The sequence below is a fragment of the Nostoc sp. genome (assembly GCF_036917355.1).
Taxonomy (GTDB): Bacteria; Cyanobacteriota; Cyanobacteriia; order Cyanobacteriales; family Nostocaceae; genus Nostoc.
The window spans coordinates 13,055-37,308 of sequence record NZ_JBALDP010000023.1 but is presented as its reverse complement, the minus strand read 5'-3'; the positions used below and the strand labels follow the sequence as shown (position 1 = coordinate 37,308).

The following is a 24,254-nucleotide window of genomic DNA, read 5'->3' as shown; positions in this document are numbered from 1 at the left end:
TCTCCAATTTAATTAGAAAAAATCATCACCGTTCCTAACAGATTCAGATTTAGGAGTTTCAGGTCAACAAAAGCTCCTTAACTGTTTGCACAATCTGTCCACCATTGGCGATATCAGTTGCAATTTTGGCGATGTGTTCGTCTAAGGCTTGTTCGTGGTCGTTCCAGATGTAAGGTCTGTCGGCAGAAGGCGCTTGTTCGACGACATCGCGGATTGCAAGATATAAATCTCTGGTTGCAGGCGAGAGGGTGACACGGGCATCATAATGTCCAACAGTTTTGTATGTGCGTAAATCAACTGCTTGCACGCCAAACATTAAAGCGATCGCTATATATTGTTGAAAAATTTCTACTGATTGACGCGCTAAATTTGCCGAAGCAAAACCTTGACTGTTGATATTTTGGTTATATTGTTCTGCATGGGTAGGAAAGCGATCAGCTATGGAATTTCCATAGAAGGTTAACAGAGGCATAATCGAGTTGCCAGTAATTTGTAATCCCTTCAAACCCATATTTACACTCCGTTCTTTATTACCAACTAAAGATGGAGAAAGTCCATTGTTAAATTCTGGCGCTACCAAGTAGGCTATTTGAACATCCAGATGTTTAGCTAACAACCCAATGTAGTAACGCAATTGATCCATACCTACGCCAATGTACTGCCCTAAGAAATTACCGCCATGATAACTTGCTTGGTTTTCTACATCGATGAGTGGGTTGTCAGTTACAGAGTTAATTTCTACTTCAATTTGTTTTTGAATTTGCTCAATTCCATCGATAATTGGCCCTATATATTGGGGTAAACAACGCAGTGAATAACGGTCTTGAATTGGATCTTCACCGCGATAGTTGTGAGAACCATTTAACTCTTCTCTAACTAACTGTGAACCTTCCAAAATATTGAGCATTTTGTTAGCAGCCCATTTTTGTCCTGAATGTGGTTTCAGCTTATGGATAAATGGGTGAAATGATTGATTAGTTCCATTTAAACCTTGAATAGCTAAGGCGTGAGCGCCTATTGCTAATGCTAAAAGATTTTTGGTGTCGTAGACGCAATTAGCGGCGATACCTGTCATGACTGATGTGCCATTCATCATCGCCAACCCTTCTTTTGGAAGTAGTTGTAATGGCTCTAAACCCAGTTTTTTTAATGCTGTTAGTGCATTCATTTCTTCACCGTTAAAGTCAACGGTGTAGCTGGAATTTAAACCAATTAATGCCCCAGTAATATATGCTAAAGGTGTTAAATCACCACTAGCACCAATTGAACCATATTCGCAGACATGAGGTGTAACACCAGCATTGAGGAATATCAGCATCCGCTTAATGATTTCCAAACGAATCCCCGATGCACCACTAATGTGAGAGTTTGCACGTAAAAGCATTGCAGCCCGAACATCAGCCAAAGGTAATTTTTTTCCTGCACCTACTTTGTGATACCACATCAAATTATTTTGTAGTAAAGCCGCAGATTCAGGAGAAATCACCACATTTGCCATACCACCAAAACCAGTTGTCACCCCATAAATAGGTTCGCCAGATTCAACTGCATGGCGAATAAAATCGCAGGATGCTTGGATATTAGCCAATTTCTCTAGATCGTCAGTTAAACGTACTTGTTTCCCATAACGCGCTACACTAGTTACTTCTTCAACAGTGAGATTGCGATCGCCTACAATTACAGCCTCATCAGAACCATATATAAAAGGAAATACAGCTTTTTTGGCAGTGTTTTTACTTAATCGGAGTGTATCCATGTTTTTGATAGTTATGACTAAAGTTTTCAAGCTTGACAATTAGTGAAGAAGGCAGTCCCGATGAAACAAGTTTCAAAAGCCTTGCATGAAAGTGAAACTAGGGACTAGGATTTTTACTCAGCACGGGCTAAACGCCCCGCTACCGCTAACAGCACTCAGCACTTTCAAGGCAGGAAGCCTCCTGCCTCTCTTGTTAAAGAACCCCAATCTTCCAATTTGTTAAGGGGAGTAGAGAATTAGTTTCGATACTTTTTGTATATTTCTGTTCTTGCCAGCGACCAAAAAATTTGCCCAAGGGAGTCATTTCTCTCATAAATTCTTCAAAGCTGGCAAAATTGAGCGACTGAGGCCCATCTGAAAGGGCATTTTGAGGGTTAGGGTGAACCTCGACCATTAGCGAATCACAACCAGCTGCTAAAGCAGCCATTGCCATTGGTGTCACCAATTCCGATTTCCCAGTACCATGACTGGGATCAACAGCAATTGGCAGGTGAGTCAAACTACGCAAAACAGGAATTGCAGATATATCTAAAGTATTGCGTGTATACTCTCTGTCAAAAGTCCTAATTCCCCGTTCGCATAAAATCACATTGGGATTTCCTGCTGCCAAAATATACTCAGCTGACATCAACCAATCTTCAATAGTGGCAGACAAACCACGTTTGAGTAACACAGGTTTACCTGTTGCACCGACTTTTTTTAAAAGGGAAAAGTTTTGCATATTGCGGGCACCAACTTGCAGGATGTCTGCGATTGATGCCACCATTTCTAATTCAGCCCCATCCATCACCTCAGTAATAATACCCAAGCCAGAAACCGATCTAGCTGTTGCTAACCAGTCTAGGGCACTTTCTCCATGTCCCTGGAAAGCATAGGGTGAAGTTCGTGGTTTGTAAGCACCTCCTCTGAGAAACTTTGCACCTGCGGCTTTAACTCGCAACGCAGTTTCTACAATCATCTCTTCGCTTTCGACAGAACAGGGGCCTGCAATTACGACTACAGGATGGTTTTGACCAAAGGCGATCGTTTCGGAGGGTGTAGACACCTTTACATCGCTGGGTTCACCATAACGAAACTCTAAACTAGCTCGTTTGAATGGCTTCTTTACGCGCAGCACTTGCTCAATAAAAGGGCTTAAATTTTGCACTTGCTGCACATCGATTTCCGTTGTATCGCCAACCAAACCAATTGCTACTTTGTGTTTACCTAAAGAGATTTCTGGGACAATCTTCCAGCGCGAAAGTTCTGTGAATAATAATTCAATTTCTTGTCGAGGACAACCGGATTTCATGACGATAATCATCGTTTTCGCATCCTTCTAAAATATGCAATTAACTTGTAAAAAGCTGAAGTTGTGTAATTACTTAGCTGAAAAATCAAGGGACTAATTAGCAGTCAGTAGTTTTACTGTTGCCGATGAATTCACAATATCCGACATATTCATGCCACACATCCACCTTTTCTGCTTGTTTGGATGCAGTATTCATACCTGGAGAATGCACAAACGCGATCGCCTCATTTCAGAAAGCTGTATGATTCACGAATATCCGCTTATTTAAAAGTTAGCGCGACTATTTCCAAAAGTAATTAGGTAGACGAAATTCAATGTAGAGTTTGTGTAAACGGAATTTAGGCACAAAACTCAACTCAAAAAGGAGAGTAATTGCAATGACAATTAATCAAAACGGACTTTTTGTTGAACCGGATCGAGGTCGTTCTTACTACCTTGGTCAAGACCTCTATATCTTCAAAGCTATTGGTGAAGAGACAGGAGAAGCCTATGCACTTTGTGAGTTAATCGTTGCACCTGGTGGCGGTACGCCTCCCCATCGGCACAGCCGAGAAAATGAATCATTTTATGTTCAAGATGGAGAAATTGAATTCCAGCTTGGCGATCGCACCCTGGTTGCAACACCTGGAACCTTCCTCTATTCGCCCAAAGGTCAACTTCATCGATTTACCAATACGACCTCTGTACCAGCCAAACTGTTAGTTTGGGTGACACCTGCTGGATTTGAGAAATTTATTGCCGAAGTTGGAAAGGCGGTAAATGGTCAAATTACATCTGCTCCACCATTGAGTTCTGAAGACTTCGATAAAATCCTCACCATTTCATCTAAGTACGGCATTGAAATTATTCCTCCGCCTCCTGAGCAATGACAACACCAGGGAGCATCTCAGATTTACAAATGAGACTTTCTGCTTCACAGGCTGACTACTGTCTAAGCCTCCACGACCTGCCAATTCAGGAAAGCGATTCTCCGTTCGCGCAAGCGTGCCGGAGAATCGCTTTCGTATGGGCACTCTAAAACTGATGGTGACGCAACCTCGCCTACCCTGTTACAAACTGGGCATTCGGTTTGGACGACCTGATATGGTGAAACGATTTCTCGCAAGTCGCCGCACCGGATTTTACTTTCGTGTTTTGCAAGAGGGCGAAGTTGGAGCTGGAGACACTTTAGAGTTGGTGAGCCGGGATGACAACAATATTACTGTTGCTAATATCACTCAGCTTTATAACTCGTGAGCAGAACAATCCAGAGTTACTTCACCAAGCTGCTCAACTTGAAGCCTTACCCGAAAGCTGGCGCGACTACTTTCAGGAGCAAAGTCGTCGTCAGGATATGAAATAAAGGCTTGCTGGAATGCTAAACAAGTATTAATTTCACAACACTATTGAAAATAATGAAAATACTACTGAAAAGATCCGCGTTACTCCTTGCTTTGCCAATAAGTATATTATCTAATTTTTCCTTACCAGCTTCTGCTGATTCTACTGCTGGCATCATCCTAAGTACAAAATGCTAGGGTGGTTATAACATTAATATTTGGCAGAATTATACTTCCGGCGAACTGCTCTATCGCGCGACCAATCCCAACGGTAATTTAAGTTTGGGCAAAGGAACTAGCCAAGCGACAGAAGGTGTTCGAGTGTATAAGTTTCGGAATGGAATTTATGAATATTGGGTGTGGGATGGCACGTTAGATAACCCGCAGGCTGGAACTTTAGAGGTGTATAAAAACAAACGTATCTTGATGAAGCAAGCTTGTAGAAAAAGTTGAATCTTCTAGCGAGTGTTATGATGCACTTTTTGGAAACCCAGCTAGGGCAAATACGTTGTGGTCTTGGGAAAGGGTAAAGGATGTATTCAAAACCTTTCCCCTTTCCCCTTTAACCCCTCTGCGTGAGATAAAAAAATCAGGTATTGAGTTCAAGTTAGAGATTTTGTAAGAAGCTGACCATCCAAAACCAGGCTAAGTTGCCCATTGGCAAGAATGCTAGTTCCTTGGATATAAGCAGCAACTGGGATTGCTTCCCCCAGAGGATGGATCGCAGAAGATTGTTTGCCGATGATGCAATCTACTTCTAAAGCACATCGTTTGTCTAAGTAACGAAATACTAATAAAGGCTTATCCTGCTTGAAAACATTTAGTGTATCTGTGCTGTAAGTAGTAACTGAGGTAGGAAGCTGGTTAGGACAAATCAGCACATCAGTCAATAAGTGGATAGGGACGAGCATTTCTGTTGTTAAATCCTCATCAGCACAACCAAGGAAGCCACTGGTGCCAGAAGACTGCAAAAATAACATACGTCCCGCTTGAGTTTGGATAATTTGTTCGGACTGGGATAGACAAATCTGCTCTACAGAATCGGCAATAAATGCATAGACTCTGGAGTTAGCTTGACAGACGATAAGTTGAGCAATTTTTTGATCGAGGGGAATTTGGAGGGAGAAGGCTGTACCATGTCCAGCTTTAGACTTCAATACTATTCTTCCCTGAATAGCTGTTAATTGCTTGCAAACTTCAGTTAATTCTACTCCTAACTCTAGGGCAGCGCGATCGCATAAAACAGATGAAACCTCTGGTTCAATTACCAGTTCTTGTAAGATATCCCCTGGTTTTGTCAGGGCGAGTCCTTGGGCTAAAGCTTGTTGATAAATTTGAGATAAGTTAAGTCCTGCGCCATCATCACAGCCATCAATAATCAGTTGATTTCCTTGCTGATAAACTTTAATTTCAATAATACCGTTGCTATTTTTACCAAGGTGTTGGCGTGTTTGGCTAGACTCAATACTTTGCTCTAGTAAATAGCAACTTATATGCAACAGGAGAGCATGGAGGCGATCGCTAAATGCCCGATTGACTTGGATATCGCTAACTTGTAAATGTAGTCTAGCAGACTTATCTTGTAGAGCTTGTAACTGAGACCAAAGCCGATGCAACGGTTCTAACGCTACTTTTAAAGGAATAGTTGTAACTGTTTTGACTAAATTGGAAGAATGGTTAAGTAACTTTTTCTGCTGTATGAGTTCTTGTTTGAGTTGATGATGATTGTTATTCAGCGAATCAACAGTTGATGCTACCTGAGACGCTTCAGCCAAAACCGATTGCAGAGTACTGTATAATTGCTGAGAGCGAGAAGCAGCTAGAGGAGAAAGGGTATCTGAAATTGCTGCTAAACGTCCTGACCATTCCTGTAGATTATCCAGCAGGTGTTGTAATCGTTTAACTTGTCGGAGCAACCGCCCGATCGTATGTTGCTGTTGTTCTTCTTGACAAGCTTGCTGATTATATGTAGTTAATAATGTTGCAACTAGCGCATTTAGTTGTTCGAGATGCTTAATATTGATGGGTGTAGCGGCTGGAATACTTGTTGCAAGAATGGTAGAAATGGATTCTTGCAAAGAGAGTGGATGGCGATCGCGAACAGATTTAACTAGGGATGCAACAGAAGTTTCAGTAGGTAGGGAAAAATCCCCCAACCAAGCATGAAAATCTTCTTCCTCCAGGTTTGCTAGTTTCCCTGCCTTGGCGGGAAGCTGCTCGGTATCCACATGAAAAAGGCTGCCAGATTGGGGGCTAGTTTCAGCTATTAGTTCCCTATCAAGACTTTCCTTATCTTTAACCATAACTTGCTCTGGTAGAGCCGCAGAAGATTCTACCTCGGCCAAGCGATCGCCAAACTGAATCAATGGTTGATGTTCTTGCGGTTGCTCTATCGATGTCTCAAGGTTTGTTTCCTGAGAATCCCCAAACTCTGCTTGTAGACGAGCAACAATGGCAGACATCCGCTCCAGAATTTCTACTTCGTCAATTTGCGAGGCTGTTAAAAATGCCATCAATAGCATCTGTAGGCAATCTAATCCTTCCGACAACAGGGAGGCGATTGGGGCGTTGACAGTTGCTCGATACTGATGTAAAAGCTGAAAAATCTCTTCTAGTGCAGCCGCAACTATGGCAATGGCATCTAACTCAGCTGCTATGGCAATCGAATGCAGGGAGCGAGCAGCTTCCATGAGAGCCAAAGCTGTACCAGGGTTACTGTCTTTTGTATAGTTAGGCAACTCCTGCTCCAAGAACAGTAACAGATCGATCGCTTCTTCTAGAAAGCGATCGTCGTTCTGCGGTTGGGGGACAAAATCGGTACTCATGAAAACAACTCTCAGTTTCTATGGGGTTTGTGACAATTCTATAAACTTCTTGCAGAAGTCGGGAAAAGGGCAAGGGGGAAAGGGAAATGTTCTGTATTTTTCCCCTTTAACCTTTACCCTTTTCCCACCTCTTGCAAAAAGCACTTTTGCAAGAGGTCTTATGGCTTCGACATTGATTTGAGGGTACAAGCAGCGATGTCGGCGATCGCTCTGAATTCCTCCTGGATTTGGGCGATTGACTCCAGCCCGGCACTGATTTGGCGATCGCACGGTTCGATAGCAGAAGCAACATCTCCTACTGCCACTTGGAGTTCCTGGAACCACTCCTCTATATTTAGGGTGCTGTCGCGGGCTTGACGGGCGAGAATTTCCACCTGTTCGGCAGCAGCTAACAAACCTCGTTCCTGCTCGCTAGCTTTTGTGGCTTCGATGGCTGTATTCAGGGACAAAACCTGAATTTTGGTACTCAAGCCTTCCACAAGATGAACAAAGCCAGAAGCTTGCTGGCAAAATTCACCAAGGTATTGCAGCTGTTTATGAGTAATAGCAACAGTATCTTGAATAGACATTAAATGCTCGTTGGCAAGCTCGGCGATTCTTGCTCCTTCTTGTACAGCCTGGCTCACCTGCTGAAATGGCACTAGTAACTCAGAGCGATTGTAGGATTCAAGCTGTTGAGCAGGTGGAGCTACTATTTCAGCCCAACGCAAGTTAATTGTCAACATCATTCCTACTTGTTGTAGCAAACTGCGCTCTGCTTCCTGCCATTGTCGTGGTTGGAGGCAATGATGAATAACTAAAAAACCCCAAGGCTGTTGTTTGACAATCAAAGGTAAGCACAGGCTAGCTTGCACCTGAAAGCGTTGCCAAAATTGCTGTTGGCGTGGGGTTAATTCTAATACTTCAGTTAGGTTGTTGAGTAAGTTTTGTCCGTCGCCAACATCGGGTTTATTAACAAACAAATTTATTGGTAGGGATTGGTTGAGCAGGGATGTCCAACCTGCTTGTATAGCTTCAGCGATCGCTCGAGAGCGATTATCTTCCTCAAAACGATAAATCAGGACGCGATCGGCGTTGAGAACATCTCGAAGGGCGGTGACTGTAACCTCCAAAAGTGCAGTTTGACCTTTTGTCTGCTGCATTTGCCGATCGATGGCCGCAAGTTGTTCTCGCTGGAGTTGAAAAGCCCCTCGAACATTTTCATCGTTGTCACTGGGCGAATCCTTAGCCAAAGCTTGGATAAAAGCTTCGATTTGACTTACCTTCTGCTGCAATTGAGCGACCTTTGGCCCCTTAGCAGATTGAAAAACTGCTTTGATTAGAGCCACATTAGCCAAAATTTCTTCTATCTGGATTTCATTTTCAACAGGCTGGGTTTCAGAATTAGGGTCTAAAGTTGCGATCGTCACAGAAAACTCCTTGGCAGCATCAAGTCAAATAAAAAAGCAGGGGAGCAGGGGAGCAGGGGAGCAGGGGAGCAAAGGAGAGTTCAAATACCAAGTTCTTTCCCCTCCGCCTCTCTGCCCCTCTGCCCCCTGCCTCTTATCAGTGGGTTTGCCATTGCAATGTCTGGGCGATCGCTCTGGTGTCTAAAATCCAGCGATCGCCTGGCAGAATACCTCGAACAAAATTTAGCAGTTTGTTTGGCGAAAAGTCGGTTGGTGCCGATTGTGCTTGCTGTAAATCCTGCCACTCTACATCGTAGACATGAGCCACCAAAAACCCGACTACCTGATTTTGCAATTCGAGAACCAGAACCATTGGCTTTTCTGGTCGTGACTGCCGCTTCAAAAGTGGCGCATAACCAAGCAAATGTTCTAAGTCAACCAGGCGCAGCATCTGTCCTTGCCAATTATAGAAACCTAAAATCCAACTTGGTAAGGCCGGGGCTGGGGAAATTTCTTGGCTAGCGAGATGAATCATGTCCACTATTGAGTCAAATGGTAGCAATCCACTTCCTTGATTCCCCAAGGAAAAACGCAGAAATCTTTGCCGTTGTTCGCCTGATGTCAATCCAGGAGCCAAGGTTGGGGTTGTTCCGGGCAATCCCAACTTATCAGCCAATATCTGGCTCATACCAAAAAGAAGTACTTTGAGTGGTTCCTCATTTGGTGCTACAGGCAAAACAGCCATGTGGCTCACACAGCTTAACTCCGCCACTTGCCGATAAGACCACGGCACCGGACGCACTGCTTCTAAAGGAATATCGATTAAGGCAGGGGGCTTGTCCACAGGAATGCCACAAATTTCCCCAGTCCGTGTTTGAGTCAGAAGTAAGAAGCGCCCTGAAGTGTCAACAGCAGAGGGAACTTGATGCGCCTGTTGGCCTTGTACTTGCTGAATGAACTTCTGGCGCAAGTCCACAATCGTAATGGTTTGCGCTCCCAGATCGACCATCCCGATACCACTTTCAACCGTACTGCGAATAGGGGGACAAGCCATCACCTTGAGAACTGCACCAACTGGCAGGGCAAATAAATAGTCTGCGATCGCAAAAACAACGACTCGTAATGAGTCGCTCTCGCTCACAGCACCAGATAATCGCTTAAACGGAAAGGGAGTGTTAAGCATAAATAATAGAAAGGGTAAAGGGTAAAGGGTAAAGGGGAAGGGGTAAAGGGTAAAGATTTTATTATTTTGATGACTGATTTATAGATTGAATTTGATTAGATAGCATACGGCTCAACTCCATAGCTTGATTAGAAAGTTGTGTATAAGTTGGTTGGTCTAGATAGCCCACTTCTAACGCTACTCTTAAAAGACTGCGAACTTCACCGGCAGACCCTTTAGCAATATTTAGAAAGTTTAAGTATTCTTTGCGAGAATATCGTTCAAATCCTTCTGCAATATTTGTAGGTATTGATACGGATGCACGTCTTAACTGATCTTTTAAACCAAAGTCTCTACTCAGTTCACCTTCCTTAGTCCTTAAGTATATTTGCTTAACTAAGTCAATACCTTTTTGCCATACTTTTAAATCCTCAAAAGTTTCAATTTTTTTCCTTTCCATTCCTTCCCTTCCCCCTTCCCCCTTCCCCTTTTCCCTTCCCCCTTCCCCCTTCCCCTTTTCCCTTTCCCCTTTACCCATTAACCAATTCAGCGATCGCGGCTAGAAAGCTCTGTTCTGAATAGGGTTTGGTCATGTAAGCTTTCGCCCCTAGAGCTAGAGCTAATTGGCGGTGCTTCTGGCCGCTACGAGTAGTTAGCATCACCACAGGAATGCCGGACAAACGCTCGTCTTGGCGATGGTGTTCTAAAAACTCAAATCCATTCATACGCGGCATTTCAATGTCACAAATCACTAAATCGACATCACTGTGTTGCACCAATTGAGCGATCGCCTCTCGACCATCGCCTGCTTGCAACACTTGATAATCGGCTTTTTGGAGCGTCTGCACCAAACTTTGCCTTTGGACAACCGAATCTTCCACGACTAACACCATCAGTCGGTTAGGTTGAGCAACGGCTGTATTAACTTCCATCGGCTGTTGCTGCGGTTGCGTTATAGTTAGCTGGGATTGCTGCCCCTCTAGAGCAAGAACAGGCTCAGGCGCAGGCAATAGTTTAGTTGTAAGACTTGATGCCGGGGAAGTCGGCATCATATCTGTCTCCCAAGTTTGCCGAACTAACTCCAACGGGTCAACGATTAGGGTAAGACTACCATTGCCCAACACGCTGTAGCCTTGGATGTAACTAGGTAAAGTCAGGACTCTGCCGAGGGATTTAATTACTAATTCCTGCTCGACTAAAATCTGATCGACTTGCAAACACAGGTATTGATGCTCTGTTTCCAACAGCAGCAGAGGTTCAACGGTGTTCCGTTGTTTGACTGGAAAAGGACTGAGGTTTAAATTGTGGTCTTGGGTGAATAAAGGATATTTGTAATCCAGCAAATTGGCAAGCGAGCGGATGGGAACGAGTTGCAGATTTTGCCCTTCTCCCCACTGCCAGAATTTTTGGCTGCCTTGCCCGTGTAAAGATTGCTGGACTTGAATCTGCTCTGGCTGCGGTAATAAAACCTGGCTAACTCCTTCAGAGAGCAAGCCATAAGTAATACCTTGAGATTGACAAACGAGCAAGCGTGCTGTTGTCAAGCTCAGGGGCAATTGCAGCATGAAGGTGGTTCCCTGCCCTGAAAACGATCGCACCACAATCGAACCTTGTAAAGCTTGCAATTGAGTGCGAACTACATCTAAGCCGATACCACGACCAGATAACTCACCAACCTGCTTGGCGGTAGAAAAGCCTGGTTCAAATAATAATTCTGCCAGTTGGTCTTCTGAGGCGTAGGCGGCTTGTTCGGGAGTCAGCAAGTGTTTTTCTATAGCTCGCTGACGAATGGATTCCCAGTTAAAGCCTTGACCATCATCCCGTACCTCAATAGTAGTGCGGTTGCCTTGATGATAGGCTTTAATTGTAATTGTTCCGGTTTCTGGTTTACCTTGCTGGCGGCGGGTTTCTATCGGTTCAATCCCGTGATCGAAGGCATTACGAATCATGTGCAGCAAGGGATCGTACAACTGCTCAGAAATGGCTTTATCCACCAGTACTTTCGTACCGCCAAGCTTGAGTTCAACAGGCTTATGATAAGTTGCTACCATCTGTTGCAGGAGGCGGGGTAATCGATTCAAAACTGTTCCCAGTGGAACCATTCTGGCTTGCAGCAAATCTTCCTGCGCTCCTGAAAGCAGTTGCTTGCGCTTGCCGAGACTGAAGCGAGATTGCTGAACTAAGCCATTAACAGCCTCAATCTGTTCTCCTAATTGCACCATGTCTTCTGTAAGATTTTGCAGGAGAATGTGCAACTCGCTATAGTTATCCATTTCTAAGGCATCAAAATTGGATTGTGCCTCGGTAGCAGAGATAACTCGTGGAGATCCATGTATATGTCGCTGCTTGCGTTCGGGAAGCAGCAGATGTCGATCCGACCAAGTAAAAACTTTACTCAGTTGTTGTTGACAGTACAAAAACTGTAGTAGAGTGTCTTGAGCTGCTTTGTGGATGTGGTTAGATTGCAGGTTTTGTTGGTTTTCGCTGATTAGCAATTCCCCAATTGTATGGCTGAGGCGATCGAGCTGTTCGATCGCGACTCGGATACTGGGAAGTGATGCCGATGATTGAGCCTGGAGGCTTGGTGGTGGTGGAGAGGCTGGCCGATCTGAGTCTGAGTATCGGCAGGATGTCTGTGGATCTCCGATCCAGATTGACTGTAAAATCCGCTCTATGGCAGAGGGGGCTACTACCGAATCTTGAGAAATAGGTGCCAGTACCTCCGGTGTTTTCGGTACGGAGTTATCAGTCCGCTTGGGGAAAAACGACCAAATTGATTCCGCTTCGCTGGCACTGAGGAGGGGAGATGGCTGATTCTCAGTCGTAGTTGTTTGTATTGGTTGGGCAGCGATCGCAACTGGCTGCCCTTGCAGTTCTGAGACAGAAGTAGTTATTTCTGCCCATTCTCGCAATTGTGAAGATATTTCTCCCCCTTGAGTGCGATCGCCTGCAAGTACTGCTGTTTGAGCTACTTTAAAATTTTCTAAAGCCGCCTGAGCGATTTGCAATACTTTGTCTGGATGTGCTTTGAGCGCGTTTAGAGTCGCCTGGGCAATTTCTTCCAATCCAGATAAGCCATAAGATGCTGCTAGTTCGACAAAAAATTCTGCTTGGGAGTTGAGTGTTGTTTGAATTTGTTGCGGATCTTGGCTTTGGATGTCAGTTTCCAGCTGTTGCAAATCCTGGAGTACACTCCCGGAAAAGATTGACTCTACCACATCAAAGCCAAGTTCTTCCGAACTGGGAAGCGGAGCCTCACGACCAAAAAAGTCGCCTAGTTTATGTTGGAGTTGGGCGAAGATTGAGGCAGTGCGATCGAGTATTTCTGCCTCATTGCAGGATAAGCCCATCAAGGCTGCACTCAATGGAGTTCGCAGGCACTCATAAGCATCTAGAAGCAAAGCACCCAATTCTGGATCGATTTCCAGTTCTGGAGCGTATAACGCTTGGAATACATCTTCCAAATGATGGGCAATTGTCTGAATAGTTTCTTGCCCAACACTGGCAGCACTCCCTTTGATAGTATGGGCGCTTCGCATCAAGGCATGAACTTTTTCTATTGTTTTTTCATCAAGCAAACCGATCAGATTCTGCTCAATGGTTTGCAATAACTCTGCCGCTTCCGCAAGAAAAGCCTGCTCTTGATTACTGGGATCGGAGTTCATAACACAATACGCTTGGTGTTAAGGAGATTTATCTGTTAAGGCAGGGGGGCAATACGGTTAGGATAAGCATTTTGAACTCAGAATTGGGTTTGGGGAAAAGGTTAAAGGGTAAGGGTTAAAGGTTTTTTTTTCCCCTTTCCCTTTCCCCTTTCCCTTTCCCCCTTTCCCTTTCCCCTCCCTGTTCCCGCACGGAACAGGCTAGTCAACTTTGAACTGGCTAACGCTGGTTTCCAGTTGTTGTGAAGTCATCCGTAGTTCCTCAAAAGACTCGGAAATGTGGATGGCACTTTCTGAAGTCTTGCGGGCGATCGCCGAAACATCCATCATCGCTTCTGTCAACATCTGGGATTGCTGACTTTGATGGGAAACTGCTTGGGTAATTCCTTGTACTAGTCCACCAATTTCGTTGGTAGCTACCACGATCGCACTCAGGGAATGACGAGTCTCATCGATCAAGTTCGAGCCTTGGACAACTTGGGTAATCCCTATTTCCATTGCTTCGGTAACTTCGTTGGTGCCAGCTTGAATTTCTTGCACGAGTCGCTCAATTTCTGTGGTGGCACTAGCTGACTGATAAGCCAGAGAACGAACTTCATCTGCAACCACCGCAAAGCCTTTGCCATACTCTCCGGCACGGGTAGCCTCGATCGCCGCATTGAGTGCCAGCAAATTGGTTTGAGTGGCAAAGTTTTCAATCAGACTTACTACTTTCGAGATTTTCTGAGAAGCTTCACCGAGGCGTTTAATCTTCTTCGCTGTTTCCGACACTGTTTCCCGAATCTCCAAAATCCCATCTACGGTTCTTTCCATCAGGGAATCACCAGCTTGGACGGTGTTATTAGCTCTTTGAACCGCCTGTCCTACTTTTTGGGCATCAGCAGCGACTATCTGGGTGGAAGTTACCATCATTTGTAATTGTTCCAGAGCGTTTTCCAGCCGTTCTGCCTGCTGTTGAGCTTGGTCAGATAGTTTTACTACTGAGGTAGTGTTATTGCTGGAATTTTCACTCACCTTGCCAGCAGCAATCTGCACTTGTCGCACTAAATCTCGCAAACTTTGGATCGTAGTGTTGTAACCATCGGCGATCGTCCCAATTTCATCTTCAGATAGGGGCGCTCGAACGGTAAGATCGCCTCTGAAGGATGGTTCCAAAGCCATGAGAACGCGGATAGCTCCTTGTTGGAGTTTTTCGCGGGCGGTGCGTTCGCGCTCTGCTGCTTCTGCTAGTTGCTGCTCTTGAGTACGCACCTGTGTTAGGTAGTCTGCAAGATTGAGGGCAATACCAATCTGGACGCTGGCTTGGTTGAGAACATCCTCCTCGGATTGCTCCCACTGACGCGGTGCGCTATTTTGATAAACCCCCATCAGCCCCCATAGCCGATTTTCTTGAAAAATCGGAGAAATCATGTAGGCTTTAGTTCCCCACATTTCTAACAATTGGACGTGACATTCGTCATGACCGACAGTATATATATTGTCAACCCGCAAACTTTCTTTGCGGACATAACGCCCTCCTTGGTTGTACTGGAGATAGGTATCTCTAACTCTGGCAAGGCTAGTTCCCACCAACTTAGGCCAATCCCCAGTCACAGACTCAACTACAAATTCTCCAGACCAATCAGGCTCAAAACGGTAAACTCCAACTCGATCTACTTTCAGCAGTTGACGAAGTTCGTGGGTGGCAAACTGGATAAATTCCAGAACATTACCACGACTTTGGGCCATCTCTGTTAACCGACTTGGCAGGCGATAGGAAAATCGGGCGTTTGCTACTTCCCGTTCTGCCAGTTTGATCAGTTCCTCATTCTTGGTTAAGGTTTGTTGTAAGTATTGCGATTGCTGGACGGCAACCCCAAACTGCGTGCCGATTTTCGCTACCAAGTTGACTTCATTCTCTTGCCATTGCCGCGGCCCGCTATTTTGGTAAGCTCCTAACAAACCCCAGAGCTTGTTTCCGGCAATAATCGGAGTGATGATATAGGCTCTAATCTGGAATTGCTCTAGAATTTTCAAGTGGCACTGGGCATGACCAGCAGTGTAAACGTCATTAATCACAAACGTCTCGTTGTTGCGATAGCGTCCACCTTGGGTTTGTTGTAGGTGTTCGTCTTCCCATACAGTCCTGATATCGGGGCCAACCAAAGCCACCCATTCACGACTTACGGATTCGGCAATAAACTCCCCACCCCAATCTGGATTGAAGCGATACACGGCTAGACGATCGCATTCCAAGTGCGATCGCAATTCTGGTAAGGCATTGCGGAAAATCGTATCTAGCTCTTGAACTTGGCGGATTTTTTCTGACAGCCGTGTTAATGCTCGTTCCCCTTCTGCGGTTCTGGCTAACTCTGCATTCTTATTCTTGAGTTGTTCGATATACTTAACCTGTTGCAAGCCTATACCCATTTGCACAGCTACTTTTCGCAACAGTTGCACATCCTTGGATTTCCACTGCCGAGGGCCAGTATTTTGGTATGCTCCTAAAAAGCCCCAGAGTTTGTTTCCAATAAAAATCGGAGCGATCGCGTAAGCTTTGGCCTGGATTTTTTCTAATATCTCTACGTAGCACTGAACGTGACCGGCAGTGGAGATATCATTGACAACAAAGGTTTCATGATTACGATAGCGTCCGCCCTGAGTTTCTTGTAAGTGATCGTCCATCCACATCGTTTTGATGTCGGAACTAGCTAAAGACAGCCATTGATCTTTTACGGATTCGGCAACAAATTCCACACTCCAGTCGGGATGAAAGCGAAATACTGCAAGGCGATCGCACTGTAGTTGTTTGCGTAAACTTGGCAGCACATTCAGGAAAATTGTATCTGCCTCTTGAGCTTGGCGAATTTTTTCCACCATCCCTGTCAGCACCTGTTCCTCATCTGCTGCCCGTGCCAACTCTGCATTCTTCGTTTTCAGTTCTCCGATGTACTCGGCTTGCTGCACGCTTAACCCCAACTGAATGCCCAATTTGGTCAGCAATCGCACTTCCTCGGAATTCCACTGGCGCGGACCGCTATTTTGGTAAGCTCCTAACAAACCCCAAAGTTTGTTTCCAGCGAAAATAGGGGCGATGGTGTAGGCTTTAGCCTGGAACTGCTCTAACAGGTCGATGTGGCACTGGGCATGGCCAACAGTATAGATATCATTGACGGCAAAAGTTTCATTGTTGCGATAGCGCCCGCCTTCGGTTTGCTGTAGGTGTTCGTCTTCCCATACGGTCTTGATATCGGGACCAACCAAAGGCACCCAGTCACTTCCTACAGATTCAGCAATAAATTCACCGCTCCAGTCAGAGTTGAAGCGATATATTGCTAGGCGATCGCATTTGAACAATTGCCGCAATTCTGCCAAGGTAGTGCGGTAAATTGTTTCTGGGTGTTGGGAATGAAGCATTCTCTCCGTCATTCGGGCGATCGCGTGTTCTACTTCAGCTACTTGGGTCATTTCGATATTTTTTAATCGTAGCTGTTCGATATATTCAGCTTGCTGGAGGGCAATGCTCAACGGTTCGCCGATCTGCAACAAAGCACCGGTTTCTTCCTCAGTCCATTTCCGAACATCAGAATTCTGATAGGCTGCTAACAAACCCCAAAGATTACCAGCGCGGAAGATGGGAACAATGATGTACGCTTTGGCTTGGAACTTCTCTAATGTTTCTAAATAGCAAGGTGAAAAACCAGCAGCATAAATATCGTTGACTTTACGAAAGCGCGTTCCTTTGGTGTACACTCCACCCTGGGTTTCCTTCAGATAGGTATCGGCATCAGGTTTAACAGGGGAGCCATAGTCCTTAACATTACAACGTTCTGAAGACATCAGACCTGTTTTTAAAATGCTGTCTTGTTCCTGCATCTCCAACAGTGACGACCAACCAGCAGCCACAGATTCAGCGATCACTTCTCCACTCCAGTCTGGATGAAATTGATAAACGACAACGCGATCGCATTTTAAAAATCGCCGCAACTCTTGGGTGGTAATGCGGAAAAGGGTGCGAAGATCCGTTGCTTGCCCAATCTTTTCAATGATGCCGAAAACAGTACGTTCTCGTTCCACAAGTTTGGCTGACTCTTCAGAGCGGTGATAAAGTTGTTGCTGATATTGCACCTGTTGAATAGCAATACTAGATAGAGATGCAATCTGAACCATTAGGCGAACTTCACTATCTTTCCACTGACGAGGCTGAGAATTTTGATAGGCAGCGAGCAAGCCCCACAACTTTTCTCCCTGGAAGATAGCAACAATAATGTATCCTTTGGCTTGATAGGTTTCTAAAACTTTGATATAGCAGTCAGAAAAACCAGCGCTGTAGATATCATTAGTGACTCGATAAATCTGTCCGCGATGGAAATTTTTGCCTTGGGTATGCTGAATGTAGCTATCTGCACTGTGCGATCGCCCTGTTGTCCCAACCAATCCCCCTTCGTCTGCAAGGTTCCTCACACTACAATAATTAACGTTATTGACAATCGCTGGATTGTTTCGCTGTTCTTCTAATAGAGAAACCCACTCAGCTCCAGCAGATTCAGCCACAAATTCCCCACTCCAATCTGGCTGGAAACGATAGATTGCGACGCGATCGCATTTTAGTGACTGTCTTACTTCTTGGGTGGCAACGCGAAAGATGGTATCCAAATCTTTGGACTGGAGAATTTTATTTGCTACACCGACCAGGATTTGGTCTTTTTCTACTTCTTGTTGCAGCGTAGCCTGAATCACGGCAACTTGCAGTTGCGCTTCTAATTCCTGCTCGATTAATTTTAGTAACTGAATTTCAGCATTCTGCCACTGGCGAGCAGCAGTGCATTGCTGCACCACCAACAAACCCCAAACCCCATCTTTTGCTAAGATCGGCAAACTCAAACAAGCTCTTACCTGAAACCGCTCCATTAACTGCTTTTGGTAAGGGGACAAGCCAGCAGTGTAGGTATCCGCGATCGCGACTAATTTTTCTTGTTGATAAAGCTTGGCAGAACCTAACCCAAAAGTGACGGCAGGCAGTTTTTCCTTCAGCATTGGGGTAAAGCCATCCCTCATCGCCTCCGCAACAACTATCCCCTGCGTCGGATTCGTAAACTCATACAGCACCACGCGATCGGCTTGCAGGGCGCTTTGTATCTCTATGACAGCAGTAGCCAGCAATGTATCTAGATCGGAAAATTGGCGGATTTTGCTAGCGATCGCCTGTACTTGTTCTACCTCTAATCCATCTCCTCCGTCTTGATATGGCAACACACTTAGCAGTTCTTTTAACTTGCGGATTCTCTCTCGCAATGGCCCTGTTTCCACCCAATCAGCTTGATCCAGTTCAGTTCGCAATTCTTCTAGAGCGGAGGTGATTTGCTGTTTTGCTGGTACATCAACGGTATGCCCGTTATCAGTTTCCTTATAACCGTTGCTGGGATTTGAGTGAGGTTGGCTCGGTCTAAGATTGTGTTGCGCTACCATGATCTTTCTTGCTATGAAGGTTGTCGGAATTAATAAGTAGAATGCAGAATAAACTTCTTGCAGAAGTCGGGAAAAGGGATAAGAAAGAGGGGAAAAGGTTAAAGGGAAAAGGGAAAAGGAATGAACAAGTCGCCCACGTTAGCGTAGCGGCACGAAGTGCGGGGCGAGGTTTTTACCTTTTCCCCTTCCCCTTTCCCCCTTCCCCCAAGAGTGCAAAACTATTTTTGCAAGAGGTCTAGTAGTTCGCCAAGTGAACTTGGCGGGGTAAAGGGTAAGGGGGAAGGTGGGGTCCCCTCTGGGGATAAGGGGCGGGGGGAAAGGTTTTAAATCCCTTACCCTTTACCCTTTACCCTTTACCCTTTCCCCAGACCTCACCTAGCATTTTTGGGTTGGCAGACTACTAGTGTTAAAGAGGCTGAAGGGCTTGAATCACAACATGGGTGTCAAGTAACATCAAAGGGCTACCTTGAGAATCCACAAAGTAACCCTGTAAAAACGAGCCTAGTCGGCCAGGTAACATCGATGTCGAAATCTCTAACCGCTCTTGAGGATCGTGAACTTCAATGGTATTGACTTGCTCTACCAACAGCCCGACGGTTTGATTCTGGACTTGAACAAGCATCGCCATGCCAGAGTTACGCACACTTTCTCGCCGACACCAGTGTGTTGCTCCCAACAAAGCTGCTAAATCAAGAATCCAGATCGCTTCTCCCCGCCAATTCATGATGCCTAACAAGAATTCTGCTACTTGCGGTACTGGCAAAATCTCGGTCAGCGCAACCTGAATTACTCCCCGTAAATCAGCTAATGGGAGTAACCCATTTACCTTTCCATTCAATGGAAATCTTAAAAACCTCTGGTTGTTTCCTTGAGAAGAGTTTTCAAGTCTAAATTGGCTATTCATGGGTAGCGAAGAAAAGCTATCATTGCCCTGTAACATTGCCCCAGTTTCCTTTAGCGAATAAATTTATTAACAGTCTGAAGCAAGGTATTTTCATCTACAGGTTTGACTAAATAGCCATCTGCACCACTCATATTGCCCCAAGTTCTATCAACATCTGTGTTTTTAGTTGAGCAAATCACTACCGGGATTCCTTTTGTTGTCGGATCGGCTTTCAACTTGCGGCAGAACTCAAATCCACTTTGACCTGGCAAAATCAAATCCAGTAAGATCAAGTCAGGTTTTTGTTGTTTTAACCGCAGTTGAGCCTCTTCACCACTGCGAACTTCATAAACTGAATATCCTCCTTGCTCTAGGTAACGTGTCATCTTTTCGGATTCTGTGAGGCTATCTTCAACTAAAAGAACTTTTTTCATTTTTTCCTAACTATTTAATTTAGAATTTGACAAATTATTGCGACAAATGAATTAACACCAAGCCAGATATAGAAAGTAATTTACAATCCAAAATCTGTTTTGAAAATGGATCTAGGAGAGCCACTGGCATGACTACCGCTTCAATCTAAACGGTTAAATACTTGTGAAGCATATTGAGTACTTTCTCTACTTCTACAGGTTTACCCAAAAAGTCAGTTGCTCCTACTAATTTTGCTCGCATCCGATCTACTATTCCATCTTTCCCCGTTAAGATGACAACTGGCACATTTTTGAGACTTGGAGTTTTACGGATTTGAGAACAAATTTCATAGCCATTTACTTTTGGCATCAAAAGATCCAAAAAAATGAAGTCTGGCTTGCTTTTAATTAGGTTTAAAACTGCCGTCAATGAATCTTGAATGCCAACAAAGCGATAACCTTGATGGGTGAGAATTTCCTCCAAACTGCGACAGATCATTGGACTATCATCCACACAGGCTACTAAAGGTCTTGAGACATCAATAATTGCTTTACTAGCTGCTGGGAGACCAACTTGTAAAATAGTCTTCTCTTCTGTCTTCAGTGAAGAATTGGAATTATTAACTCCACTGGACGGAGTGAAAACTTCTTTACTAGTCGCTGGGGAAGCAACTTTGTTGAAATTGGGCGCAACTTGTAAAACAGTGTCCTCTTCTGTCTTTAGTGAAGAATTAGAATTATTAACTGCACTGGACGGGTTGCCAGTTTCTTTACTAATCCCAACCTGCCTGAGCTTTGGAGTGGGTGAAAAAGCGATCGCCCCTGTTTTTACCAATGTCATCAATAACCGAGTCAAAGCTAAGACATCCCGACCGCTTTTTTGCCCTAAACCTCGTAAAGTTTTTGTGCCATCAACTAGAGCAATAATCTGTTTAGAGGATGCTTGTCCTTGAAGTAGCTCAATTTGTTGAATTATCGGAAATAAATTGGGCGAGTAGGTTGCCAGTCCTGCATCTCGCCATTCTTGCCAGGCTTGTGTAGCCCGTTTCAAAACTTCCTCTGTTGGTATTACAGCTAGGAGAACCCCTGGAACTTCACCAACAACGGTAGTATGTGACAACTGCCCTGTTGGATTGTCGCCATTTCTTTTGGCTTCAATGTACTGCATTATATCAAACAGGACTTCAGCTATTGAGCTTGCAATCAGGCTCACAAGTTGTTGTTGTTCGATTAATTTTTGTTCTCGTAACTTAGCAAGAATGGAATACTCGCGATAATTTTCTTGGGGAGAAACAAGCTGCTCCAACTGTGTCACATCCACATTAGAACAGTACCGCAACAAGTGTCGTCGCCATCGCTCATCGGCATTAGAACCGCCAGCCTGCCAAATTAATCGTCCTAAACGAAAATATAGCGTCCAAGTCGGCCCATCCCTTGCTTCAAGATTCAGCCTGCCTGTAAATAATTTAATTTGAAGTTGCTCGATCAATTGATTCACAATGGATCGCACCTCCTTATATATCTTGAGTTTTGGATTTACATTAAAATTGCTCAAACAATCCAGTTTACTAACTTCATCGTGCGATCGCCAATAGCACAGTTAAAAACCTTGATTGAGCTACCCCAGCTTGTTATATCCCTTTGCAACCGGATATTTTTAAAGTTCAAAGCCGGAAGCTTGAACAAAGATTTAAGCTCTTTTTCTAATTATTAATAGGTTAACTAATTATTAATAGGTTAACTTGTTGCCATGTTACATCTACTGAGCATATTGCTTGTAAAAATGTAGTTGTAATACAGACCGGAAAAAGATGGAAATGTTGAATACTACAAAACATAAACCAGCTTTAATGCTTATCGATTTTGTACTCTGCTGCTTAAGGCGGGAGAGACAAGCCGATCGCATTTTCCTAGTTTGCAAATACAATAAATGAGCTTGAATTAAGTTTGTCAAGAAATTGTTTGTTGCCGAATAAAGTATTGGCGATCGCGTTGTTCTAGTACCCCTTGCTTGATCAAGGAGCGCAGGATATCTATCGTTTGTACTCGGCTTAAGCCTACCACCTCTTCAATTTCTATCAGAGTAGCTCCTTCAGCTTGCTGAATGTATTGCTGCACTTTAGATTTAGCAGTATCCGCATTCAAGGCAGGTACTTTCTTAGTCATCGTATTGACGGAAGTACGAAAACCAGTGGCTTTAATTGCAGAACGGGAAATTGACCATTTTGGAACTGTTACAACTGATTTCTCTTCTTTAGCAGGAGTTGTCGGAACTGGTTGTTCGGGACTGCGATCGTCCCAAACACTGTTATGTAAGATTGCCCGGAAATTTTGCAAGTTTTGGAATAATGCCTGAGCCTTTGCTGAACGCTGTTGGCGGTATTCTTGCTGGCGTTGCGAGACATCTGTTTTTATTTGCAATATTTCCAATTGCCGCTCTACAATCTCTTGCTGAAATTGCTGCTGTTGTAACTTTCTGTTGTTGTCAAGGCTGGTAACAAAACTGCTCAATTCTTGATGAAGCAAATCTGCTTGCAGCTGCAATTCTTTTTGAGTTAGCTGTTTCCACTGGTTAACTTGTTGACGGCGTTCAGCAGTTATTTGCAATCGCTGCGATCGCTCTTGTTCCCATAAATTCTTGAGAGCCATCAGCTGAAATCTCCTATTTTGTTAACTAGAAATATTAAATAGGAGCCATGAAGACTCCCTTTTTATAATCTGGTGTTAAGCAGCAGATGGAACAGCAGCCTGAGATGTTAAACCAACTGCCTCGGCATATCTTAAGTAAGTTTCAACTGAAGCAATTACAATCCGAGCTTCTATTGATAGCAGTTCAATACCAACTAAAGAAACACGTACCCAAGCATCAACTACAATTCCTTTGTCCAAAATGCGGTCAATAACTTCAGCCAGACTTGAAGATGAGTTAACTTTTTCAACAGCCATTTTATTTTGCTCTCACAACTCTAATTATTGATTTCATTCTGCTCTAATTGAGCAGTAGGTAAAACTTACACAATGTGTTTTATTCTTCCTGAGTTTAGTGTTCCCAAAAATATAAGATAAATATAAGAAAATAAAAAAATATTAAAAAGTTAACAATATTTTTTTTAGGCAAAAATTTAAGAAAAAATCATCTCATCTTGATTTTTTCTGGTAAAGTTATAAATATTATTTTTTATGAATTTATATGAGAGTGTTTTTGAGAAAATGATAAGGTGGCAAAGGTTCGCTGAGTGCCAATTGCCAGTACGAGCATTGTACTTGCCAAAGGGAAAACTGGTGCGTACTGACCGTTGAATCGTTGCGCTGTGCCAAAAAGTGGATTTGCCGCACATCTGACTGTCGAGTTTCACAGATAACATTTGTATATGTTTTAAGAATTAACTGGCTCAAGAGTTCCCACTGTTCGCATTGTTGTGCTTGAAATGCTTGCTGTGTTTGGTAGCGTTGTTTTTTAGCTAATAAATAGGCTTTTCCCTTGGCATCAATATTGTCAGAATCGTCAAGTAAATCACAGGATGTCAATTTTAAAGTGTACTCAACTTTGTCTGCTAGCTGAGTTAGGGCTTCTAGATATTGCTCTTGGTGCTTTTCTAGATGATTCAGCAGTTTTTCTTGCGAGGTAAAACCCCTCCCAAAACGTAGGGGAAGAAGGGGAGTTTGTTGAAAAAGTTCTCGAATCACGCGATCGTGGTTTAATACAGCTTGAAGTAAACGCTCATCCGTTGCCTGTATTGCCTCCAGTGAGATTTCCGGCTCTGCGATCGCACCTAAACCAGAAGAGTAAACTAGTTCAATATTCCTTTCCATCCCTAAAGGTAGAACAAGCGGTGATGCGGTGGGGACTAGAAGAGCATAAGCGTATATTGACATAAGTATAACGGCGTAAACATTTGTAGTTGGGATGAGGCAAGAGACAGGAAGGAGGCAGAAGGCAGGAGGCAGGGGGGAAGAGGGTTTAAGTTAAATTTACTTTAGTAACATAACTTAAGTAGCTTCCGCTCTGAACTTCTGCATTTTTTAAAGTAAGTATTCATGCCTAGTTTTGGCACAATTAAGCATGAAAATTCTTACCTCTTCCTCCTGCCTCCTGCCTCCTGCCTT

18 protein-coding genes are annotated in these 24,254 nt (G+C 44.1%); 4 read left to right on the top strand and 14 right to left on the bottom strand.

Annotated elements, in window-relative coordinates; all coding sequences use genetic code 11:
* Positions 1–58: 58 nt before the first annotated feature.
* Both V7K53_RS06425 and aroF read right to left on the bottom strand, forming a co-directional pair.
* A complete protein-coding gene (locus V7K53_RS06425) occupies positions 59–1,756 on the bottom strand; it encodes an HAL/PAL/TAL family ammonia-lyase (RefSeq protein ID WP_335196775.1) in 1,698 nt (565 codons plus the stop codon).
* A 193-nt stretch (positions 1,757–1,949) separates the two neighbouring features.
* Positions 1,950–3,059 carry a 3-deoxy-7-phosphoheptulonate synthase gene (gene aroF / locus V7K53_RS06420; protein ID WP_335196774.1) on the bottom strand — a complete coding sequence of 370 codons (1,110 nt, stop codon included), beginning with the start codon at positions 3,057–3,059 and terminating at the stop codon, positions 1,950–1,952.
* A 365-nt stretch (positions 3,060–3,424) separates the two neighbouring features.
* On the opposite strand from aroF, the gene V7K53_RS06415 reads away from it, so the two are divergent.
* The 4 genes from V7K53_RS06415 (at position 3,425) to V7K53_RS06400 (ending at position 4,819) form a co-directional block, all read left to right on the top strand.
* Entirely contained in the window at positions 3,425–3,916 is a 492-nt protein-coding gene (locus tag V7K53_RS06415; protein ID WP_335196773.1) for a cupin domain-containing protein, read from the top strand.
* A gap of 136 nt (positions 3,917–4,052) precedes the next feature.
* Positions 4,053–4,283, top strand: a complete 231-nt coding sequence (locus V7K53_RS06410; RefSeq protein WP_335196772.1) for an MOSC domain-containing protein — start codon at positions 4,053–4,055, stop codon at positions 4,281–4,283.
* On the top strand, positions 4,234–4,389 hold the full coding sequence (locus tag V7K53_RS06405) for a 3-alpha domain-containing protein (RefSeq protein WP_335196825.1): 156 nt from the start codon (positions 4,234–4,236) through the stop codon (positions 4,387–4,389). Before V7K53_RS06410 ends, V7K53_RS06405 begins: the two co-directional genes overlap by 50 nt.
* Before the next feature lie 259 nt (positions 4,390–4,648).
* Positions 4,649–4,819, top strand: coding sequence for a hypothetical protein (locus tag V7K53_RS06400; RefSeq protein ID WP_335196771.1), 171 nt, complete (start codon positions 4,649–4,651; stop codon positions 4,817–4,819).
* Positions 4,820–4,968: 149 nt separating this feature from the next.
* Here V7K53_RS06400 and V7K53_RS06395 read toward each other — a convergent pair whose 3' ends face one another.
* The 12 genes from V7K53_RS06395 to V7K53_RS06340 all read right to left on the bottom strand — a co-directional run bounded on the left by V7K53_RS06395 (position 4,969) and on the right by V7K53_RS06340 (position 24,023).
* Complete coding sequence (locus tag V7K53_RS06395; RefSeq protein ID WP_335196770.1) at positions 4,969–7,191, bottom strand: chemotaxis protein CheW; 2,223 nt, start codon at positions 7,189–7,191, stop codon at positions 4,969–4,971.
* A 158-nt stretch (positions 7,192–7,349) separates the two neighbouring features.
* Entirely contained in the window at positions 7,350–8,600 is a 1,251-nt protein-coding gene (locus V7K53_RS06390) for a GAF domain-containing protein (protein WP_335196769.1), read from the bottom strand.
* 136 nt (positions 8,601–8,736) lie between these two features.
* The gene (locus tag V7K53_RS06385; RefSeq protein WP_335196768.1) at positions 8,737–9,762 is read right to left on the bottom strand and encodes a chemotaxis protein CheW; all 1,026 of its coding nucleotides are present in this window, start codon (positions 9,760–9,762) and stop codon (positions 8,737–8,739) included.
* 61 nt (positions 9,763–9,823) lie between these two features.
* Positions 9,824–10,279 carry a four helix bundle protein gene (locus tag V7K53_RS06380; protein WP_335196767.1) on the bottom strand — a complete coding sequence of 152 codons (456 nt, stop codon included), beginning with the start codon at positions 10,277–10,279 and terminating at the stop codon, positions 9,824–9,826.
* Positions 10,272–13,406, bottom strand: a complete 3,135-nt coding sequence (locus V7K53_RS06375; protein WP_335196766.1) for a hybrid sensor histidine kinase/response regulator — start codon at positions 13,404–13,406, stop codon at positions 10,272–10,274. The genes V7K53_RS06380 and V7K53_RS06375 overlap by 8 nt, the downstream gene beginning before the upstream one ends.
* A gap of 198 nt (positions 13,407–13,604) precedes the next feature.
* Entirely contained in the window at positions 13,605–18,851 is a 5,247-nt protein-coding gene (locus V7K53_RS06370) for a GAF domain-containing protein (protein WP_335196765.1), read from the bottom strand.
* A gap of 406 nt (positions 18,852–19,257) precedes the next feature.
* Positions 19,258–19,755, bottom strand: a complete 498-nt coding sequence (locus V7K53_RS06365) for a chemotaxis protein CheW (RefSeq protein ID WP_335196764.1) — start codon at positions 19,753–19,755, stop codon at positions 19,258–19,260.
* A gap of 50 nt (positions 19,756–19,805) precedes the next feature.
* The gene (locus V7K53_RS06360; RefSeq protein WP_069071669.1) at positions 19,806–20,168 is read right to left on the bottom strand and encodes a response regulator transcription factor; all 363 of its coding nucleotides are present in this window, start codon (positions 20,166–20,168) and stop codon (positions 19,806–19,808) included.
* A gap of 145 nt (positions 20,169–20,313) precedes the next feature.
* Positions 20,314–21,645 (bottom strand): response regulator, encoded by a 1,332-nt coding sequence (locus tag V7K53_RS06355; RefSeq protein WP_335196763.1) that lies wholly within the window; start codon positions 21,643–21,645, stop codon positions 20,314–20,316.
* A gap of 452 nt (positions 21,646–22,097) precedes the next feature.
* Complete coding sequence (locus tag V7K53_RS06350; protein ID WP_335196762.1) at positions 22,098–22,796, bottom strand: gas vesicle protein GvpC; 699 nt, start codon at positions 22,794–22,796, stop codon at positions 22,098–22,100.
* Positions 22,797–22,871: 75 nt separating this feature from the next.
* Entirely contained in the window at positions 22,872–23,093 is a 222-nt protein-coding gene (gene gvpA, locus V7K53_RS06345; RefSeq protein ID WP_163931998.1) for a gas vesicle structural protein GvpA, read from the bottom strand.
* A gap of 240 nt (positions 23,094–23,333) precedes the next feature.
* Entirely contained in the window at positions 23,334–24,023 is a 690-nt protein-coding gene (locus tag V7K53_RS06340; RefSeq protein WP_335196761.1) for a GvpL/GvpF family gas vesicle protein, read from the bottom strand.
* Between the last annotated feature and the right edge of the window lie 231 nt (positions 24,024–24,254).

What these genes read in the sequence shown, in the direction of transcription:
- V7K53_RS06425 (WP_335196775.1), bottom strand. Translation starts at nt 1,756, where the DNA reads ATGGATACACTCCGATTAAGTAAAAACACTGCCAAAAAAGCTGTATTT.
- aroF (WP_335196774.1), bottom strand. Translation starts at nt 3,059, where the DNA reads ATGATTATCGTCATGAAATCCGGTTGTCCTCGACAAGAAATTGAATTA.
- V7K53_RS06415 (WP_335196773.1), top strand. Translation starts at nt 3,425, where the DNA reads ATGACAATTAATCAAAACGGACTTTTTGTTGAACCGGATCGAGGTCGT.
- V7K53_RS06410 (WP_335196772.1), top strand. Translation starts at nt 4,053, where the DNA reads ATGGGCACTCTAAAACTGATGGTGACGCAACCTCGCCTACCCTGTTAC.
- V7K53_RS06405 (WP_335196825.1), top strand. Translation starts at nt 4,234, where the DNA reads ATGACAACAATATTACTGTTGCTAATATCACTCAGCTTTATAACTCGT.
- V7K53_RS06395 (WP_335196770.1), bottom strand. Translation starts at nt 7,191, where the DNA reads ATGAGTACCGATTTTGTCCCCCAACCGCAGAACGACGATCGCTTTCTA.
- V7K53_RS06385 (WP_335196768.1), bottom strand. Translation starts at nt 9,762, where the DNA reads ATGCTTAACACTCCCTTTCCGTTTAAGCGATTATCTGGTGCTGTGAGC.
- V7K53_RS06380 (WP_335196767.1), bottom strand. Translation starts at nt 10,279, where the DNA reads ATGGGTAAAGGGGAAAGGGAAAAGGGGAAGGGGGAAGGGGGAAGGGAA.
- V7K53_RS06375 (WP_335196766.1), bottom strand. Translation starts at nt 13,406, where the DNA reads ATGAACTCCGATCCCAGTAATCAAGAGCAGGCTTTTCTTGCGGAAGCG.
- V7K53_RS06370 (WP_335196765.1), bottom strand. Translation starts at nt 18,851, where the DNA reads ATGGTAGCGCAACACAATCTTAGACCGAGCCAACCTCACTCAAATCCC.
- V7K53_RS06365 (WP_335196764.1), bottom strand. Translation starts at nt 19,755, where the DNA reads ATGAATAGCCAATTTAGACTTGAAAACTCTTCTCAAGGAAACAACCAG.
- V7K53_RS06360 (WP_069071669.1), bottom strand. Translation starts at nt 20,168, where the DNA reads ATGAAAAAAGTTCTTTTAGTTGAAGATAGCCTCACAGAATCCGAAAAG.
- V7K53_RS06350 (WP_335196762.1), bottom strand. Translation starts at nt 22,796, where the DNA reads ATGGCTCTCAAGAATTTATGGGAACAAGAGCGATCGCAGCGATTGCAA.
- gvpA (WP_163931998.1), bottom strand. Translation starts at nt 23,093, where the DNA reads ATGGCTGTTGAAAAAGTTAACTCATCTTCAAGTCTGGCTGAAGTTATT.
- V7K53_RS06340 (WP_335196761.1), bottom strand. Translation starts at nt 24,023, where the DNA reads ATGTCAATATACGCTTATGCTCTTCTAGTCCCCACCGCATCACCGCTT.